Source organism: Pseudoalteromonas sp. J2K-J979 (assembly GCF_058169715.2).
In genome coordinates this window covers 253,569-271,865 of record NZ_CM200281.1, presented here as the reverse complement: position 1 = coordinate 271,865, position 18,297 = coordinate 253,569, and the positions used below count along the sequence as shown (strand labels likewise).

The window sequence follows — 18,297 nt, the reverse complement described above, 5'->3', positions numbered from 1 at the left end:
ACAATCATCTGTGTGGACACTACGAACAAATCAGTTCTAAATCGTGATAAGGAGGTGATCCAGCCCCAGGTTCCCCTAGGGCTACCTTGTTACGACTTCACCCCAGTCATGAATCACACCGTGGTAACCGCCCTCCCGAAGGTTAAGCTAGCTACTTCTGGTGCAACCCACTCCCATGGTGTGACGGGCGGTGTGTACAAGGCCCGGGAACGTATTCACCGCAACATTCTGATTTGCGATTACTAGCGATTCCGACTTCATGGAGTCGAGTTGCAGACTCCAATCCGGACTACGACAAGCTTTAAGGGATTCGCTCACTGTCGCCAGCTCGCTGCCCTCTGTACCTGCCATTGTAGCACGTGTGTAGCCCTACACGTAAGGGCCATGATGACTTGACGTCGTCCCCACCTTCCTCCGGTTTATCACCGGCAGTCTCCTTAGAGTTCCCGACACTACTCGCTGGCAACTAAGGATAGGGGTTGCGCTCGTTGCGGGACTTAACCCAACATCTCACAACACGAGCTGACGACAGCCATGCAGCACCTGTCTCAGAGTTCCCGAAGGCACAATTCTATCTCTAGAAAATTCTCTGGATGTCAAGTGTAGGTAAGGTTCTTCGCGTTGCATCGAATTAAACCACATGCTCCACCGCTTGTGCGGGCCCCCGTCAATTCATTTGAGTTTTAACCTTGCGGCCGTACTCCCCAGGCGGTCTACTTAATGCGTTAGCTTTGAAAAAGTTGTCCGAGGACCCCAGCTTCTAGTAGACATCGTTTACGGCGTGGACTACCAGGGTATCTAATCCTGTTTGCTCCCCACGCTTTCGTACATGAGCGTCAGTGTTGACCCAGGTGGCTGCCTTCGCCATCGGTATTCCTTCAGATCTCTACGCATTTCACCGCTACACCTGAAATTCTACCACCCTCTATCACACTCTAGTTGACCAGTTCGAAATGCAGTTCCCAGGTTGAGCCCGGGGCTTTCACATCTCGCTTAATCAACCGCCTGCGTACGCTTTACGCCCAGTAATTCCGATTAACGCTCGCACCCTCCGTATTACCGCGGCTGCTGGCACGGAGTTAGCCGGTGCTTCTTCTGTCAGTAACGTCACAGCTAGCAGGTATTAACTACTAACCTTTCCTCCTGACTGAAAGTGCTTTACAACCCGAAGGCCTTCTTCACACACGCGGCATGGCTGCATCAGGGTTTCCCCCATTGTGCAATATTCCCCACTGCTGCCTCCCGTAGGAGTCTGGACCGTGTCTCAGTTCCAGTGTGGCTGATCATCCTCTCAAACCAGCTAGGGATCGTCGCCTTGGTGAGCCTTTACCTCACCAACTAGCTAATCCCACTTGGGCCAATCTAAAGGCGAGAGCCGAAGCCCCCTTTGGTCCGTAGACATTATGCGGTATTAGCAGTCGTTTCCAACTGTTGTCCCCCACCTCAAGGCATGTTCCCAAGCATTACTCACCCGTCCGCCGCTCGTCATCTTCTAGCAAGCTAGAAATGTTACCGCTCGACTTGCATGTGTTAGGCCTGCCGCCAGCGTTCAATCTGAGCCATGATCAAACTCTTCAATTAAAAGTTTTTAGTCTTTCGACTGCTCAATGAATTCTGTTTATGACTGTGTAGTCACTCACTTTACTAAATTGAGACTCTAAATTTTTTGCTTCGTTACCTAAGCAACTTAGCTGTTAGAACTCAACCTGTACGAGTGCCCACACAGATGATTGCTTTATATTGTTAAAGAACGTTGCAGCGCCAACTCTAGGAGCTTGCTGCGAAGTGGAGCGCCATAATAAACGTTTCACTTTTCAAGTCAACACTTAATTTTAAATTCTTTTTCAAAACCAAACTAAGTTTTATTTAACTCTCTGATTCGACCTGCGCCTCGCTAAGCGTTGCTGCCTGCCGTCTCAGTGGGGTCGCATTATAGAGCGGCGAACTTTTTTGGCAAGGGTTATTTGCAGAAAAATGTAAAAAAGATCGTTTTAGGGCGAAATTAGTACGAAACGCTCAAAAAGAAAGCTTTTACTTATAGTTCAACTAACGGCATGACAAAGTAATTCTTTAATGACTAGTAAACACATATAGATTTTTTACTTCTGTAGATTTTACTAATGTGTATTTTTATAAGCAGATAATAAATTTGATACATAAAAAAGCCGAGCTAATGCTCGGCTTTTTTTGTCATATCAGACTTACTCTGCAGACTGTGCGTCTTCTTGAACTTCTTCAGTCGTAGAAACACGACCTACTAGCTCAACATAAGCCATTGGAGCATTGTCACCAGCACGGAAGCCACACTTCAAAATGCGAGTGTAACCACCAGGACGACCTTCAAAGCGAGGGCCTAGCTCGTTAAACAATTTACCAACAACTTCATTATCACGCGTGCGAGCAAACGCTAAACGGCGATTTGCAACGCTATCAGTCTTAGCCAGTGTGATTAAAGGCTCAATTACACGACGCAACTCTTTAGCTTTTGGTAAAGTTGTTTTGATGATTTCGTGCTTCACCAAAGAACCTGCCATATTGCTAAACATCGCTTTGCGATGGCTGCTATTGCGATTTAATTGACGACCACTCTTACGATGGCGCATTACCCTATCCTTCTAACTAAACTTAATTCAGTGAGTTATATTATTCAGCAAGGCTTGCAGGCGGCCAATTCTCAAGGCGCATGCCTAAAGATAAGCCACGTGAAGCTAGCACGTCTTTAATTTCTGTTAGAGACTTCTTACCTAAATTAGGTGTTTTAAGAAGCTCAACTTCAGTGCGCTGAACTAAATCACCGATATATTGAATTTGCTCGGCTTTCAAACAGTTCGCTGAACGTACAGTTAATTCAAGGTCATCGACAGGGCGAAGTAGAATCGGATCGAATTCTGGCTTCTCTTCTTTCGCTTCTGGCTCTGAAACATCACGTAAATCTACGAATGCATCTAGCTGTTCAGCTAAGATTGTTGAGGCACGACGGATCGCTTCTTCAGGATCCAAAGTACCATTAGTTTCCATATCGATAATTAACTTATCTAAATCTGTACGTTGTTCAACACGAGCTGATTCAACCGAGTACGCAATACGCTCAACCGGGCTGAATGATGCATCAAGCAACAAACGGCCTATTGGGCGCTCATCGTCATCAGAGGATAAACGGTTAGATGCAGGAACATAACCACGACCACGTTCAACACGTATACGCATGCTGATATTGCTGCTATCTGTCGTTAAATGACAAATCACATGATCTGGATTACAGATCGTAACATCACCATCATGCTGAATGTCTGCCGCAGTTACAGGGCCTACGCCTGATTTTGTCAGGGTAAGGAAAACTTCATCTTTACCTTCTAGAGTAACTGCCAAACTTTTGAGGTTTAACAATATTTCAATGATGTCTTCTTGTACGCCTTCTTTCGCGCTGTACTCGTGCAATACGCCATCGATTTCGACTTCAGTCACTGCACATCCTGGCATAGATGAAAGTAATATACGGCGTAAAGCATTACCAAGAGTGTGGCCAAAGCCACGCTCTAACGGCTCTAAAACTACTTTAGAACGTGTTGGTGAGACTGCGTCGATTTCGACTAATCTTGGCTTTAGGAATTCGGTTACAGAACCCTGCATTTTATCCTCTCTTAACTCTTACTTTACTTAGAGTAAAGTTCGACGATTAGCTGTTCGTTAATATCTGCAGACAGATCAGAACGCTCTGGTAAACGTTTGAAAACGCCTTCCATTTTGCTACCGTCTACTTCAACCCAAGTTGGTTTTTCACGTTGTTCTGCTAACTCAAGAGCAGCAACAATACGTGCTTGCTTCTTAGCTTTCTCACGAATAACAACTACATCATCTGCAGTGATTCTGTAAGAAGGAATGTTAACAACAATACCGTTAACCATAACCGACTTGTGGCTTACAAGTTGACGTGCTTCAGCACGAGTACTTGCAAAACCCATACGGTATACAACATTATCTAGACGTTGTTCTAGAAGTTGTAAAAGGTTTTCGCCAGTGTTGCCTTTAATACGAGCAGCATCTTTATAGTAGTTGCGGAATTGCTTTTCTAATACACCGTAAATACGACGTACTTTTTGCTTTTCACGTAACTGCAAACCGTAATCAGATAAACGACCTTTACGGGCGCCATGCTGACCAGGTGCTGTCTCTAGTTTACATTTAGAGTCAATCGCTCTAACGCCGCTTTTAAGGAACAGGTCAGTACCTTCACGACGACTTAGCTTGAGCTTAGGGCCCAAATATCTAGCCATGTTCTTTCTCCACTAACCTATTGTTATACGCGACGTTTCTTCGGTGGACGACAACCATTATGAGGAATTGGCGTCACGTCAGTGATGTTTGTAATACGGTAACCTACAGCATTAAGTGCACGTACAGCAGACTCACGGCCTGGACCTGGACCCTTAATGAATACTTCTAGGTTTTTCAAACCGTACTCTTGAGCAGCAGTACCTGCACGCTCAGCAGCAACCTGTGCAGCGAATGGAGTAGATTTACGTGAACCACGGAAACCTGAACCACCTGCAGTTGCCCAAGATAAAGCATTACCTTGGCGATCTGTAATCGTTACAATAGTGTTGTTGAAAGATGCATGGACATGAGCCATACCATCAGCAACTTGCTTTTTAACCTTCTTACGACGAATTGGTGCTTTAGCCATTGTCTTTACCCTTATCGCTTAATAGGCTTACGAGGACCCTTACGAGTACGCGCGTTAGTCTTAGTTCTTTGACCACGTAGTGGTAAAGAGCGACGATGACGAAGACCACGATAGCAACCAAGGTCCATAAGACGTTTGATATTTAATGTGATTTCACGACGAAGGTCACCTTCAACGGTGTACTTGCCTACTTCTTCACGAAGTACATCAAGTAATTCTTCGTTTAATTCGCCGATTTTAGTTGTTTCAGCGATTCCTGTCGCAGCTAAGATAGCCTTAGAGCGAGTTTTACCAACACCATAAATAGCAGTTAATGCAATAACAGCATGTTTATGATCAGGGACGTTAATGCCAGCAATACGGGCCACTAACACATCTCCTATATTAGAATTTGATTATATTCTGTTGAAAAGCCCGTTAGGATACTCAACCAATAATCAAACTTCAACCAAGAACACAGGCTGAGTAGTTTTTACTCAGCCTGTACGACTATTACTTAGCCTTGCCTTTGCTTGTGCTTAGGCTCACTGCAAATTACACGTACAACACCGGCACGTTTAATAACTTTACAGTTACGGCAAATTTTCTTAACGGAAGCACGAACTTTCATAACTCAACTCCGTAGACTGACCTTATCGACCGTAGCCTTTAAGGTTAGCTTTTTTCAGCACAGAATCATACTGATGTGACATCAGATGGGTCTGTACTTGTGCCATAAAGTCCATAATCACAACAACGATAATCAAAATTGATGTACCGCCGAAATAGAATGGCGTTTGCCATGCCATTGTCATGAACTCGGGCACCAGACAGATAAAGGTAATATACAAAGCACCTGCCAATGTCAGGCGTGTCATCACTTTATCAATGTATTTCGATGTCTGCTCACCTGGACGAATACCTGGTATAAATGCACCAGACTTTTTCAGGTTATCTGCTGTTTCACGTGGATTAAATACCAACGCTGTATAGAAAAAGCAGAAGAAGATAATTGCTGCAGCTAATACCATCGCATAAAGCGGCTGTCCTGGGGACAGGGCTAATGAGATAGTTTGTAATGCATCAGCAACAGGACCTTCGCCCTGACCAAACCAGCTGGCAATTGTACCAGGGAACAGAATAATACTACTAGCAAAGATTGGTGGAATAACACCAGCCATATTTACTTTCAGTGGTAGATGTGTGCTTTGTGCGGCAAATACCTGACGGCCTTGCTGACGCTTTGCATAATTAACAACTATACGTCGTTGACCACGCTCAAAGAACACCACTAAGTAAGTTACAGCAAATACAATTACAGCAATCACTAACAGCATTAAAACATTCAAATCACCTTGGCGCGCCATTTCGGCTGTCGAACCAATAGCAGACGGCAGGTTAGCAACAATACCAACAAATATAAGAACTGATATACCGTTACCGATACCACGTTCCGTAATTTGCTCGCCCAACCACATCAAGAACATTGTACCAGTTACCAAACTCACAACAGCAGTGAAATAGAAACCAAAACCTGGGTTTACGACCAGACCTTGCATCATATTTGGTAAACCGGTTGCAATACCGATTGATTGTACAGTTGCTAGCACGAGCGTAGCATATCGAGTGTATTGACTGATCTTCTTACGACCTTGTTCACCTTCTTTCTTAAGCTCTATCATCGCGGGATGTATGTGCGTCAATAGCTGCATAATAATCGAAGCTGAGATGTAAGGCATGATACCTAATGCCAATACCGATGCTCGCTCAAGCGCACCACCGCTGAACATGTTAAACATTTCAACTATGGTGCCCTTTTGTTGCTCGAAGAATTCGGCTAGTACAGCGGCGTCAATACCAGGGATTGGCACAAATGAACCTAAACGGTAAATGATTATAGCTCCGAGTACGAATAGTAAGCGACGCTTCAATTCCGCTAGACCACTTTGGGCACTTTGCATATCTAGACCTGGTTTAGCCATGGTACTTTCCTTATTATTCTTCTACCTTGCCTCCGGCAGCTTCAATTGCTTCGCGAGCGCCCTTGGTCACTTTAAGACCCTTGACAGTCACAGCGCGTGAAACTTCGCCAGATTTAACTACTTTAACGAACAGAACGTTCTTCTTAACCAGACCAGCTGCTTGTAGTGTACTAAGCTCTACCACATCGCCTTCAACTTTAGCGATTTCATAAAGGTTAACTTCAGCAGATACTAATGATTTGCGTGAAGTGAAACCGAATTTTGGTAGACGACGTTGGATTGGCATTTGACCGCCTTCAAAACCAACGCGTACAGTACCGCCAGAACGAGATTTTTGACCTTTGTGACCACGGCCACCAGTCTTACCAAGACCAGAACCGATACCACGACCTAGGCGTTTTTTCTCTGTTTTTGCACCAGCAGCAGGTGAAAGTGTATTCAGACGCATGAATTACCCCTCAACCTTAACCATGTAATAAACCTGGTTGATCATACCACGCACACATGGAGTATCTTCTAACTCAACAGTGTGATTGATACGACGTAAACCAAGACCACGTAATGTAGCTTTATGCTTCGGTAAACGACCGATAGAGCTCTTTACTTGTGTTACTTTAACAGTTTGCTTAGCCATGGTTTACCCCTTGATCTGTTCTACGCTAAGACCACGCTTAGCTGCAACGCGTGCTGGAGAACTCATGTTCTCAAGCGCAGAGATAGTTGCGCGTACAACGTTGATCGGGTTAGTTGAACCGTAGCACTTTGATAATACGTTATGTACACCAGTAACTTCTAACACTGCGCGCATTGCACCACCAGCGATGATACCAGTACCTTCAGAGGCTGGTTTCATGAATACTAATGAACCTGCATGGCGACCCTTAACTGGGTGCTGCAGAGTATTACCATTAAGGTCTACATTAATCATGTTACGGCGTGCTTTTTCCATTGCTTTTTGAATTGCAGCTGGTACTTCGCGTGCTTTACCGTAACCAAAACCTACTTTACCTGCGCCATCGCCAACAACCGTTAGTGCTGTGAAGCTAAAGATACGACCACCTTTAACAACTTTAGACACACGGTTTACAGCAACTAGCTTCTCAGCTAAATCAGGCTGTTGTTGCTTTGCTTCTACGTTAGCCATCGTCTACTCCTAGAATTGCAAACCGGCTTCACGCGCTGCATCTGCAAGCGCCTTCACACGGCCGTGATATTTAAAGCCACTACGATCAAAAGAAATCTTTTCGATACCTTTGTCAGCTGCACGTTGAGCAACAGTCTTACCCACAGCTTGCGCTGCTTCGATGTTACCTGTGCCTTTAACTGTTTCGCTAATAGCTTTTTCAACTGTAGAAGCAGCAGCCAGTACAGTACCCTCAGCAGTAACTACTTGAGCGTAAATGTGACGTGGCGTGCGGTGGATAACAAGACGCGTTACGCCTTGTTCAATATAATTTCTACGCGTACGTTTAGCACGACGTAGACGAGCAGTTCTTTTATCCATCGTCTTACCTTACTTCTTCTTGGCTTCTTTACGACGCACATTTTCATCAGCATAACGAACACCTTTACCTTTATAAGGCTCAGGTTTACGGTATGCGCGAATGTTAGCAGCTACTTGACCTACAAGCTGCTTATCTGCGCCTTTAACAAGAACTTCAGTTTGGCTTGGAGTTTCGATTGTAATTCCTTCAGGAACTTCGAAATTCACTGGGTGTGAGAAACCAAGAGTTAAGTCTAATACTTTACCTTTGGCTGCAGCACGATAACCAACACCAACTAACTGAAGTTTACGTTCGTAACCTGCATCAACACCCACTAACATGTTGTTGATTAGAGCGCGAGCAGTACCTGCTTGAGCCCATGCATTTACTACACCTTCACGAGGAAGAGTAGTGATTACGTTTTCGTTTACTACAACTTCAACTGCAGCATTGATTGTACGGCTTAACTCACCGTTTTTGCCTTTAACTTTGATGTCCTGGCCGTTTAGTGTAACTTCTACACCGGCAGGAACATTGATTGGTGCCTTAGCAACACGAGACATAGTTCCCTCCGATTAAGCTACAAAGCCGATGATTTCACCACCAACGCCAGCACCACGTGCAGCACGGTCAGTCATCAAGCCTTTAGAAGTTGAAACGATAGCAATGCCTAAACCGCCCATTACTGTTGGTAAATCACCACGTTTCTTATAAATACGTAGACCTGGACGGCTAACGCGTTGAATTGTTTCGATAACAGCTTTGCCTTCGAAATATTTTAATTCAACAGCTAGTTCAGGTTTAGCGTCGCCACTCACTGAATAATCAGCGATGTAACCTTCGTCTTTAAGCACTTTTGCAACAGCAACTTTTAACTTTGAAGAAGGCATAGATACTGAAACCTTTTTCGCTGTTTGGCCGTTACGAACACGTGTAAACATATCCGCGATTGGATCTTGCAAGCTCATTGTCTTACTCCCGAGATTCTATTACCAGCTAGCCTTTTTAAGGCCAGGAATTTCACCGCGCATGGCTGCTTCGCGAGTTTTGATACGGCTTAAGCCGAACTTACGAAGGTAACCGTGTGGGCGGCCCGTAATGTTACAACGATTACGTTGACGTGCAGGGCTAGAATCACGCGGAAGGCTTTGTAGCTTTAATACCGCGTCCCAACGCTCTTCATCAGAAGTTTCAACACCGCTGATGATAGCTTTAAGAGCTGCGCGCTTTTCAGCGAACTTTACAACTAATTTAGCGCGTTTTTCTTCGCGCGCTTTCATTGAATTCTTTGCCATAACCCTACCCTTATTTCTTAAATGGGAAGTTAAACGCAGTTAGCAACGCGCGGCCTTCCTCATCATTCTTAGCAGAAGTAGTGATTGTGATATCCATGCCGCGTACACGGTCAATTTTATCATAATCGATTTCTGGGAAGATAATTTGCTCACGTACGCCCATGCTGTAGTTACCACGTCCGTCAAAAGACTTAGCACTTACACCACGGAAATCGCGAATACGAGGCATGGCGATTGTTACCAAACGCTCAAGGAATTCCCACATACGCTCGCCACGTAGGGTTACTTTACAACCGATCGGATAGCCTTCACGAACTTTAAAACCAGCAACTGATTTACGAGCTTTAGTGATTAATGCTTTCTGACCAGAGATTGCTTCTAGATCTGCAACAGCATTTTCTAGAATCTTTTTATCTGCAAGGGCTTCGCCCACACCCATATTCAGGGTGATTTTCTCTATTCGAGGGACTTGCATGACAGAGCTGAAACCGAACTCTTTTTGAAGTTCAGCTACTACTTTGTCGTTATATACTTCATGCAGTTTCGCCATCGTCTACTCCAATAACTATTAGATAGTTTTACCGGTAGATTTGAAGATACGTAATTTCTTACCGTCTTCAATCTTGAAACCAACACGATCCGCTTTACCAGTTTCCTGGTTGAAGATCGCAACGTTTGATACGTCGATAGACGCTTCTTTCTCAACAATGCCGCCAGCTTGGTTCAATTGTGGAACCGGACGCTGATGCTTTTTGATAAGATTGATGCCTTCGACAAATACTCTGCTAGATTCAGTTACAACTGAAAGCACTTTACCTTGCTTTCCTTTGTCTTTACCTGCAAGTATGACTACTTCGTCACCACGACGGATTTTTGCTGCCATGATAGACTCCTTATAGTACTTCTGGGGCTAGTGAAACGATTTTCATGAACTTCTCTGTACGAAGTTCGCGAGTCACAGGACCGAAGATACGAGTACCTATAGGCTGTAGATTTGCGTTTAACATTACAGCTGCATTACCATCGAAACGGATCAAAGAACCGTCAGGACGACGAACGCCTTTACGTGTACGCACAACCACTGCATTTAGTACATCACCTTTCTTCACTTTAGCGCGAGGAATTGCTTCTTTAACAGAAACTTTAATGATGTCGCCAATTGCAGCATAACGACGGTGCGAACCACCTAAGACTTTAATACACTGCACTTTGCGAGCGCCGCTGTTACAAGCAACGTCCAGCTGAGTTTGCATTTGGATCATCTAAATGTGCTCCTGTGTAGTTTAGGAAACGCCTTAACTTACTAAGAAATCAAGACATATTGTTCATTTTCCCCTCAATTTTGTCACTGAGACATCTCAAGGGCGGGCAATTGTACCAGCAAACATTGGACAGTGGTAGGTTAAATTTTAATTAAATGGTGTATTTATGAATCAAAATTTCAGCTACAAAGATCTTCTCTTTACAGGTCAGCTGTTTATTTAATAGCCAGACGTAAATCTTTTTACGTTCTGAACGATATTGGGATAGTTATTTTCTTTTCAAGTACAAAAAAGGCGCCTATAGAAAGCGCCAACTTTATTGATTAAATTTGATTAACCAAAGAACCCTTTCAGTTTATCTTTAATTTTATCTTTCGCTTTATTTTTCACTTCATCTTCTGCGGCCTTGCTTAAATCAAGATTAATTGACACATCATGAAATGGCCCTTTAATTTTTACCGGAATTTTAAACCCCGTACTGGTGTCTTTAGTTCCTTGACCTTCGATAGAATCAACAATTCCTGTCACTAAACGATAATCTAACTGGGTGTTAGGTAAATCGACCGTTCCTGAACCTGTAACCCGTATCAATGGGCTGGCCAAATAAAGATCGGTATTTCCCCCAACGCCATTGTTAAACTTCATACTCCCTGTGAGGGCGGTAAAATCCGTTTGTTGTGACTTATCATATCCAGTATTTAAGCCATCTTTAACTGCACTTAAATCACCTTTTAGCATTTCTTTGGCTTTACGTACTAGGGCTGCAACATTTGCCCCTTTGACAGCTCCGTCATTAAAACTAAACGATGCATCCCCCGCTAATTGACTCACGAAGGCTTTTTGGCTTTGTCCTTGCGTTGTGAGCTGCCAACTTAGCTCACCTTTACCCATCAATTTATCAAAGCCTGCCGCATCGCTTAATAAAGGCTCGGCATCTATGTCTGAAAGTTGGAAATCTGTATTAATCTTGTATGGGGTTTGGTTTGCATCAACTGTTACATTACCAGCTCCTTTACCTGAGTATGCATTAAACTCAGTCATAGCTAACTTCGCGATCCCTTTATTCATTTTCACTGCGAACGCACTTGTACCAAGCGTGATCTTTCTAAAAATCAAACCTGTCGATTTGACCTTAATGTCGGCATTAATTGCTTTTAGCCCTGACAGGTCGAGTGCAGTGTCATCCCAGACGATCGGTTGAGCAGCCCCTGATTGTTTTTCATTAGCGTCTTTCTGAGCCTGTTCTACTGGTAGGTAGGGATTTAAATCAAGCATCCCCAAGTCAATATTGGCACTAATTGATGGTACAGCTGCGGTAACTACCGATGCGCTCCCCTTCATTACTAATTCATCAAGCGCCATTTTGAAACTCGATAAAGTCAGCGTATCTGTGTGAGCATGAATTTGAGCATCTAACTCAAATTGATTGAAGGCATTCTCTTTTGCTTCAAGTGCGATATTTTGCCAATTTAAAATACTTTTAACCGAACTGCCTTTGACATACATACTGCCTTTAAACTCTTTGCCCGCTTTTGAGATATCACCATCAAAATTAGCACTTAATAAAGATGAATCCATTTCACTTTTTATCGAAAAATCAGCTCCTTTAATGACTTTCGCTGGTGTACTCAATTGAGTATCAAGCTCGAAAGCTTCATTCATGTAAGTGACTTGACCTTTAATTTTAAGATCTTCAAACAGAGAAGGTAATACGATACTGATATTGACAGCTGTTAATTGAGTTTGTGTGCCGGCTTGATGATCAACATAACTGACTTCACCTTCATATATCGCTACTTCACCGAGCATAATATCAAACCCCTCAGGTAAAGCAGATGCTGATTGTCCAGCCTTGGTTTCACTTGGAGTAGGGCTTGAAGTGGGTTGAACAAGTTGCCAATTGACCTGCCCATCTGCCATTTTTTCTAACAATATCCGCGGTTGTTGAATGACAAACTTTTCTAACTCAACCTCACCAGACAACACTGATAAGTAAGGAATGTGGATTGCCAACTGCTTCATCGTTACCATATCTGGTTTACTACTTGATTTTAGATTGGCTAGGCGAACATCATTGAGTTCTAATTTTAAGGAAGGAAAAACAGACAAGGACTTATCACCTTTAATCACAAGTGTTCGACCTGTTGTTTGCTCCACTGACGTTGATACTTTTTCGAAAATATAATCAACAGGAAGTAAAAAAGGGATCGCGGCAATTAATATCACTAGCGCAACCACGACTCCCGCAAAAATTTTTAATAACGTTTTCATTTCATTCCCTTTTTACGATTTAACACACAGCGTACCAATATTTGTTTCTCAATAAAAGCTGCGCATTAGCCTATTAATTTTATTGATTATTTATATAAATAACCATCCAATAGTGTAACAAATATTCAGGATTCAAATTTGAAATAAATTTGACTATTTTATGTGTCAAGATTGAATCAAAAATAGAACTAGGTATTATGCACGACCCGCTTTCTGTGGGCTTCCTATTAATCTTAGTCGAGTTGAATTTACTTAATGAAAAAACTGCTTATCTCCCCATCACAAATGAATCTATCTGACGCTGATAACCTTTTGTACCAAAACATCCTAAAACTCGTACCAGAGATCAGCTTAAATTTGATGGCAGTCAAAGTAGAGAATCACCCTAAGGATTTTGCAGGTTGGTGTGAAGAGTTACTCGATGTGTGTCAAAACAGAATTAATTTTGCCCTCTTAGAAGATAAGCAACTCCCTATCGTTAAAAAAATGGCGCAGCAATTACAACAAACGCTGACTTTACAGCAACTAAAAATGCTACGCATTGCCCCTTGGCCAGTGCTAGCTACGTTCATTAACAACAAAGCGGAGCAATTAGGATTAAACGAGCAGCTTGCATTAATAAGCTACCTTAGCTCAATCAAAGAGCAACCACTCGAAAAAATGATTGAAGAAGATAAGCTCGCTTACGCAGGTAAGCACACCGCCAATCACGATCCATCTGTATATCAATTTGATGTCGAATGGTTCTGCTCAACCAAAGCTGCCAAAGCTTTTCATTTAGCTCTAACTGAATGCCCTCATAAACTTGATAGCGCGCTTAGTCACATTCCGCTCGAGGGGGATATCAGTTATGAGCAATACGCAGCATTTATCAGTGAATATTTAGCTGCGTTTGTTGGGTTAGATGATGATAAAGCAACGCTTGCACCAGCAACACGCTTACTCGCGATGCGTCGCCCGGATTTTTTCATTACACTCAGCCAGGCGAAACTTGAATTATTAAGCCAAGCAGTCGGTGTGGTTAAACTCAATAATCGCGATTTTCAACGCTATTGGGATGACGTGTTAATGAGCATACACACTATGCCTTGGTTCCAAAGCAGTTTACCTGATGACGAACAAGAACAGACGTTGTGGCACATTCGAGCCTTACTACCAAGCTTATTTTTCTACAGCGACCAACAGCAGGCTGAAAGCTCAAATTATTTAAAGTTACTTAATAAACCAAAGAGAGTTTCATCAGCAGGGAATTTAAATAAAGGACAAAAGCGCGGTAAAGACTCTGCTGAAGTATTAGTTGACCGCGCCTTAAGTCCAGATGACATTCCTGAACACATCAAAAACATGCGCGACTCCATTGTCTCGGAAGTCGTCAAAGGCCGAAGTGTTAACGAAACTATCGCTTTGATGCGTACGATCTTCGGCTAACTAAATAAATGACAGCAAATTGCATAATAAATGTGCAAGCAATTTAAAAAACGCACCTTGATGGTGCGTTTTTTATTACTAATAACTTTACAAACAAACATAATCATTTGATTTATATATATTAAATAGTATCAGGAAAACAAAAAAACCGTTGGCTCACCTTTTGCTACCCCAAAGATAAATAAATTTTGCGCTACTTAATAATTAAAGGAAAAACTATGCAAATTAAACATCTCACAACAGCCATTGCATTATCTTGCCTCTCTCTTACTTCTACAGCTAGCTACGCTGAAGTCACAGCTAACCTTTCAGCTCAATCAAACTACTTTTGGCGTGGTATCACCCAAACAGCGGATCAAGCCGCTGTATCTGGAGGGATAGATTACAGTAATGAAAGCGGTTTTTATGCCGGTAGCTGGGTTTCAAATATCGATTTTGGCCCAGATGCTAGTGCAAGCTATGAAATGGATTTTTATGCTGGCTTTAGTCAATCTATCGGGGAGTTAAGTTACGACGTCGGCTATGTTTACTACGCTTACCCCGATGCAGCAGGCTCGATTGATTTTGGCGAACTTTACGGCGCGATCGGTTGGCAATGGCTAGAAGGCAAAGTGAGTTACCTGACTCACGCACAAAATGATGCGAGCTCAGAAGAGGACATGCTCTACCTCGAACTCAATGCCACGTTTGAAATACTCAATGGCACAGAGCTCGCTTTTCATCTAGGTCAATCAAGTGGTGATACTGTCGAAGAATGGTATGGAGAAGACAGTTATATGGATTATGGTGTCAGTATTTCAAAAGACGGTTTTAGTTTAGGCATCTTGCAAACAGACTTAGTCGACGACGATACCAAAGTTTTTGTCGGCTACAGCATCGATTTCACCCTTTAGGCTATAATGCGCGCTCACTCTGTTAGCGCGCTTCCTCACTAAAAACAGCTAGTGAACAGCCAAACACACTTTATGCTAAGAAAAAGTAAAGCGTCTAAGGCACACTGTGCCCGGTAGAAGCCTGCCAAATTCGATACCATTGCTCGCGTGACAATTTCAACCTCAACCCTGTAATTGCAGATGAAACTCGGTCTATATTTCCGGTGCCAAGCACCACTGATGGTCGACTTGGATGAGTTAACAACCATGTATATACAACCTGATCGAGCCCCGTGGCGCCAATTTCAGTGGCCACTTGTGTTAACGTTGCCCGCAAGCGAATTGCTTTTTCTGATTGTTCAGAGAACAAACGCCCACCCGCTAAAGGAGACCAACACATAGGCTTTATACCTATACGTTGACACTGATCGAGCGTGCCATCATCCAAAGCACTCATCTGGTAGGGTGAAAATTCAACTTGATTAGCAAATAGCGTAAAGTCCAACCGCGATTGCAGTAATTCGACCTGTGAAGAGGTGAAGTTTGAAACGCCGAATTGCAGCACAGCACCACTTTTTTTCAATTGATAGAAGGCTTCGGCTACTTCATCTGCCTGCATCAAATAATCAGGGCGATGAATCAATAGCACATCTAAACGGTCAGTATTAAAATGACGCAATGACCGCTGTGCTGATTGGATAATATGCGCAGCTGAAGAATCATAATGGTTTACAAATCCTTGCCTTGCTTGCTCGGCTGAAGCTGGTCGAATACCGCATTTAGTGATAATTTTAATCTGTTCACGCACGCTCGGTGCAAGTTTCAATGCCTCTCCGAACAACGCCTCACACTGATGGCCACCATAGATATCAGCATGATCTGTCCAGGTAACTCCTTGTTCAATACTTTGTTGTAAAAACGATAAACACTGCTCTGGGGTAAATTGCCATGCTAATAAACGCCAGAAACCCAAGACTAAATCATCGACTGTCTTCACTGACTTTAATTCGCTCATAATGTCACCTCAACGCAACTAGAAACAAATTTAGCAGCTTCTATCGCGGCTTCAACAGTCTGCGCTCGCGCTAAGCCAACTCCCATTCTGCGCGTGCCCTTAACCTCTGGTTTAGCAAATAAACGTAAATCGGTATTGGGTAAACTCAGTGCTTTATTTAAATTACCAAAACGAACGGCCGAAGACTCACCACTGACTAAAATCACACTGGAAGCCGAAGGCCCATGAAAATGAATGTTAGGGATAGGGAGCCCCAAAATGGCACGCGCATGCAAGGCAAATTCACTGAAGTCTTGTGAAATCAAGGTCACCATTCCAGTATCGTGAGGACGCGGTGATACTTCACTAAAATAGACTTCGTCACCTTTAATAAACAACTCCACACCAAACAAACCAAAGCCTCCCAATGCTTGCGTGACTTTAGTAGCTATCGCTTGAGATTTTTGCAGAGCAACATCACTCATCGTTTGTGGTTGCCAGCTTTGTTGGTAATCGCCATTCACTTGGACATGACCAATGGGCTGACAAAAGCTAGTGCCATCACGGTGACGAACGGTTAATAAAGTAATTTCATAATCAAAATCAACAAACCCTTCGACAATCACGCGCCCCTTACCTGCCCGCCCCCCTTCTTGAGCGTAATGCCAAGCAGGGCTGACATCGTTAAGGCTTTTGACAACACTTTGCCCTTTCCCAGAAGAGCTCATGATTGGTTTAACTACACAAGGGAAACCAATACGAGTGATAGCTGAAGAAAAATCCTCTTCATTATCAACAAACTGATAAGCAGAAGTAGGAATCGATAAGGTTTCAGCAGCTAAACGGCGGATCCCTTCACGGTTCATGGTCAATTGCGTCGCTTTAGCACTCGGTACGACTGTAAACCCCTCAGCTTCAAGCGCAACAAGGGTATCTGTGGCGATGGCTTCAATCTCAGGAACAATGAGATCAGGTTTTTCACGCTCAATAATCGCACGCAGTGCCTCGCCATCAAGCATCGATAAAACATGACTTCGGTCAGCAACCTGCATGGCTGGTGCATTTGCATAACGATCGAGCACAGTCACTTCACACCCCAAGCGTTTGAGCTCAATGACAACTTCTTTGCCTAGCTCCCCCCCTCCACATAATAAAACTCGTTTCGCTGTTTCTGAAAAAGGAGTGCCTAGAAATGTCATGTTGTTTCCTATTGTTAGCAAATTTAATTGGTGTAACCGTCCACACCTGTATTTTACCGTTTATCATTTTTTTTTACAGTAAATGTAATCAGATGTTAATTTAGCGCTACAAAAAAAAACAAGGGAAACATTATGCAATCTTCAAATCAATTTGCCGCAGGACTCGATATCTTTATCGCCCCAAGTAAAGCCTTTGCGGGCTTAAAAGAAGGCAAAGGCTGGTTCTTATTACCATTGGTCTTTGTCTGCAGTTTAATTGCTGCATCTATGTACGCTTATTACAGCAATGTAGACACCAATTTTCTAATCGAACAACAAGTTGCTCAAGCTGGCGCTGACTTAACAACGGGTGAGCAAAAAATGATGCGTAACCAAATGGCCAGCACTGTGGACAGCCAATATTTATTTGCCATGATAGGTGGTGTTATTGGTTTACTCATAATGAACGCTATTATTGCCGGTTATTACACCTTTGTAGCCAAACAAGATATGACCACTGATTACAAATATGGCGATTGGTATAGCTTTAGCCTTTGGACATTAATGCCTGCTGGTATTTCTGCTATCGGTTTAATTGCTCTGGTTGCAACAGCGCAAACCGATCAACTGCCACTGACGATGATGAGCTACGCCTCACTTAACCAACTGGTGTTTGGTTTAGAAGCAGGACAACCGTTTACGACATTACTAGAAAGCTTAAATATCTTCTCTTTTTGGAGCATCGCCCTCGCTGCTATTGGTTTAAAAGCATGGACCAACTTCAGCATGAATAAAGCCATCGTTTTTGCTGCGCTTCCAACCGTTGTAATTTATGTTATTTGGGCCATCATCGCTGCACTTTAAGTGC

At 43.2% G+C, this 18,297-nt stretch carries 23 protein-coding genes and 1 rRNA gene; 3 read left to right on the top strand and 21 right to left on the bottom strand.

What is annotated here, in order from left to right; translation table 11 throughout:
- Window positions 1–47 precede the first annotated feature (47 nt).
- From AC3KVK_RS01305 to AC3KVK_RS01215, 19 genes are all read right to left on the bottom strand, one after another.
- Window positions 48–1,581, bottom strand: a 16S ribosomal RNA gene (locus AC3KVK_RS01305).
- 620 nt (window positions 1,582–2,201) lie between these two features.
- Entirely contained in the window at window positions 2,202–2,603 is a 402-nt protein-coding gene (gene rplQ, locus AC3KVK_RS01300; RefSeq protein WP_086745976.1) for a 50S ribosomal protein L17, read from the bottom strand.
- A gap of 40 nt (window positions 2,604–2,643) precedes the next feature.
- On the bottom strand, window positions 2,644–3,630 hold the full coding sequence (locus AC3KVK_RS01295; RefSeq protein WP_086745975.1) for a DNA-directed RNA polymerase subunit alpha: 987 nt from the start codon (window positions 3,628–3,630) through the stop codon (window positions 2,644–2,646).
- Window positions 3,631–3,653: 23 nt separating this feature from the next.
- Complete coding sequence (gene rpsD, locus AC3KVK_RS01290; protein WP_086745974.1) at window positions 3,654–4,274, bottom strand: 30S ribosomal protein S4; 621 nt, start codon at window positions 4,272–4,274, stop codon at window positions 3,654–3,656.
- Window positions 4,275–4,297: 23 nt separating this feature from the next.
- Window positions 4,298–4,684 (bottom strand): 30S ribosomal protein S11, encoded by a 387-nt coding sequence (gene rpsK / locus AC3KVK_RS01285; RefSeq protein ID WP_009839382.1) that lies wholly within the window; start codon window positions 4,682–4,684, stop codon window positions 4,298–4,300.
- A gap of 11 nt (window positions 4,685–4,695) precedes the next feature.
- Window positions 4,696–5,052 carry a 30S ribosomal protein S13 gene (gene rpsM / locus AC3KVK_RS01280; protein WP_086745973.1) on the bottom strand — a complete coding sequence of 119 codons (357 nt, stop codon included), beginning with the start codon at window positions 5,050–5,052 and terminating at the stop codon, window positions 4,696–4,698.
- Between the two features lie 128 nt (window positions 5,053–5,180).
- Window positions 5,181–5,294 (bottom strand): 50S ribosomal protein L36, encoded by a 114-nt coding sequence (gene rpmJ, locus AC3KVK_RS01275; RefSeq protein ID WP_002959476.1) that lies wholly within the window; start codon window positions 5,292–5,294, stop codon window positions 5,181–5,183.
- Between the two features lie 22 nt (window positions 5,295–5,316).
- A complete protein-coding gene (secY, locus tag AC3KVK_RS01270; RefSeq protein WP_086745972.1) occupies window positions 5,317–6,645 on the bottom strand; it encodes a preprotein translocase subunit SecY in 1,329 nt (442 codons plus the stop codon).
- A gap of 13 nt (window positions 6,646–6,658) precedes the next feature.
- Window positions 6,659–7,093, bottom strand: a complete 435-nt coding sequence (rplO, locus tag AC3KVK_RS01265) for a 50S ribosomal protein L15 (RefSeq protein WP_086745971.1) — start codon at window positions 7,091–7,093, stop codon at window positions 6,659–6,661.
- A gap of 3 nt (window positions 7,094–7,096) precedes the next feature.
- On the bottom strand, window positions 7,097–7,279 hold the full coding sequence (gene rpmD, locus AC3KVK_RS01260; RefSeq protein ID WP_086745970.1) for a 50S ribosomal protein L30: 183 nt from the start codon (window positions 7,277–7,279) through the stop codon (window positions 7,097–7,099).
- Between the two features lie 3 nt (window positions 7,280–7,282).
- A complete protein-coding gene (gene rpsE, locus AC3KVK_RS01255) occupies window positions 7,283–7,789 on the bottom strand; it encodes a 30S ribosomal protein S5 (RefSeq protein WP_086745969.1) in 507 nt (168 codons plus the stop codon).
- Between the two features lie 9 nt (window positions 7,790–7,798).
- The gene (rplR, locus tag AC3KVK_RS01250; RefSeq protein WP_086745968.1) at window positions 7,799–8,149 is read right to left on the bottom strand and encodes a 50S ribosomal protein L18; all 351 of its coding nucleotides are present in this window, start codon (window positions 8,147–8,149) and stop codon (window positions 7,799–7,801) included.
- Window positions 8,150–8,158: 9 nt separating this feature from the next.
- Complete coding sequence (gene rplF / locus AC3KVK_RS01245) at window positions 8,159–8,692, bottom strand: 50S ribosomal protein L6 (RefSeq protein WP_086745967.1); 534 nt, start codon at window positions 8,690–8,692, stop codon at window positions 8,159–8,161.
- 12 nt (window positions 8,693–8,704) lie between these two features.
- On the bottom strand, window positions 8,705–9,097 hold the full coding sequence (rpsH, locus tag AC3KVK_RS01240) for a 30S ribosomal protein S8 (protein ID WP_490312450.1): 393 nt from the start codon (window positions 9,095–9,097) through the stop codon (window positions 8,705–8,707).
- Between the two features lie 21 nt (window positions 9,098–9,118).
- Window positions 9,119–9,424 carry a 30S ribosomal protein S14 gene (gene rpsN, locus AC3KVK_RS01235; protein ID WP_086745965.1) on the bottom strand — a complete coding sequence of 102 codons (306 nt, stop codon included), beginning with the start codon at window positions 9,422–9,424 and terminating at the stop codon, window positions 9,119–9,121.
- Between the two features lie 10 nt (window positions 9,425–9,434).
- Window positions 9,435–9,974, bottom strand: coding sequence for a 50S ribosomal protein L5 (rplE, locus tag AC3KVK_RS01230; protein WP_086745964.1), 540 nt, complete (start codon window positions 9,972–9,974; stop codon window positions 9,435–9,437).
- 18 nt (window positions 9,975–9,992) lie between these two features.
- On the bottom strand, window positions 9,993–10,307 hold the full coding sequence (gene rplX, locus AC3KVK_RS01225; RefSeq protein ID WP_086745963.1) for a 50S ribosomal protein L24: 315 nt from the start codon (window positions 10,305–10,307) through the stop codon (window positions 9,993–9,995).
- Window positions 10,308–10,317: 10 nt separating this feature from the next.
- Window positions 10,318–10,686: a 50S ribosomal protein L14 gene (gene rplN / locus AC3KVK_RS01220; protein WP_086745962.1), complete on the bottom strand. Its 369-nt coding sequence runs from the start codon at window positions 10,684–10,686 to the stop codon at window positions 10,318–10,320.
- Between the two features lie 333 nt (window positions 10,687–11,019).
- Window positions 11,020–12,957: an AsmA family protein gene (locus AC3KVK_RS01215; protein WP_490312451.1), complete on the bottom strand. Its 1,938-nt coding sequence runs from the start codon at window positions 12,955–12,957 to the stop codon at window positions 11,020–11,022.
- Window positions 12,958–13,212: 255 nt separating this feature from the next.
- On the opposite strand from AC3KVK_RS01215, the gene AC3KVK_RS01210 reads away from it, so the two are divergent.
- Both AC3KVK_RS01210 and AC3KVK_RS01205 read left to right on the top strand, forming a co-directional pair.
- A complete protein-coding gene (locus AC3KVK_RS01210) occupies window positions 13,213–14,385 on the top strand; it encodes a hypothetical protein (RefSeq protein ID WP_490312452.1) in 1,173 nt (390 codons plus the stop codon).
- Between the two features lie 218 nt (window positions 14,386–14,603).
- The gene (locus AC3KVK_RS01205) at window positions 14,604–15,278 is read left to right on the top strand and encodes a TorF family putative porin (RefSeq protein ID WP_490312453.1); all 675 of its coding nucleotides are present in this window, start codon (window positions 14,604–14,606) and stop codon (window positions 15,276–15,278) included.
- A 94-nt stretch (window positions 15,279–15,372) separates the two neighbouring features.
- Here AC3KVK_RS01205 and AC3KVK_RS01200 read toward each other — a convergent pair whose 3' ends face one another.
- Both AC3KVK_RS01200 and purT read right to left on the bottom strand, forming a co-directional pair.
- Window positions 15,373–16,272: an aldo/keto reductase gene (locus tag AC3KVK_RS01200; protein ID WP_490312454.1), complete on the bottom strand. Its 900-nt coding sequence runs from the start codon at window positions 16,270–16,272 to the stop codon at window positions 15,373–15,375.
- On the bottom strand, window positions 16,269–17,450 hold the full coding sequence (purT, locus tag AC3KVK_RS01195; protein WP_490312455.1) for a formate-dependent phosphoribosylglycinamide formyltransferase: 1,182 nt from the start codon (window positions 17,448–17,450) through the stop codon (window positions 16,269–16,271). Before purT ends, AC3KVK_RS01200 begins: the two co-directional genes overlap by 4 nt.
- A gap of 132 nt (window positions 17,451–17,582) precedes the next feature.
- Between purT and AC3KVK_RS01190 the strand changes: the two genes are divergently transcribed.
- Window positions 17,583–18,293, top strand: a complete 711-nt coding sequence (locus AC3KVK_RS01190; RefSeq protein WP_490312456.1) for a YIP1 family protein — start codon at window positions 17,583–17,585, stop codon at window positions 18,291–18,293.
- Window positions 18,294–18,297: the final 4 nt, after the last annotated feature.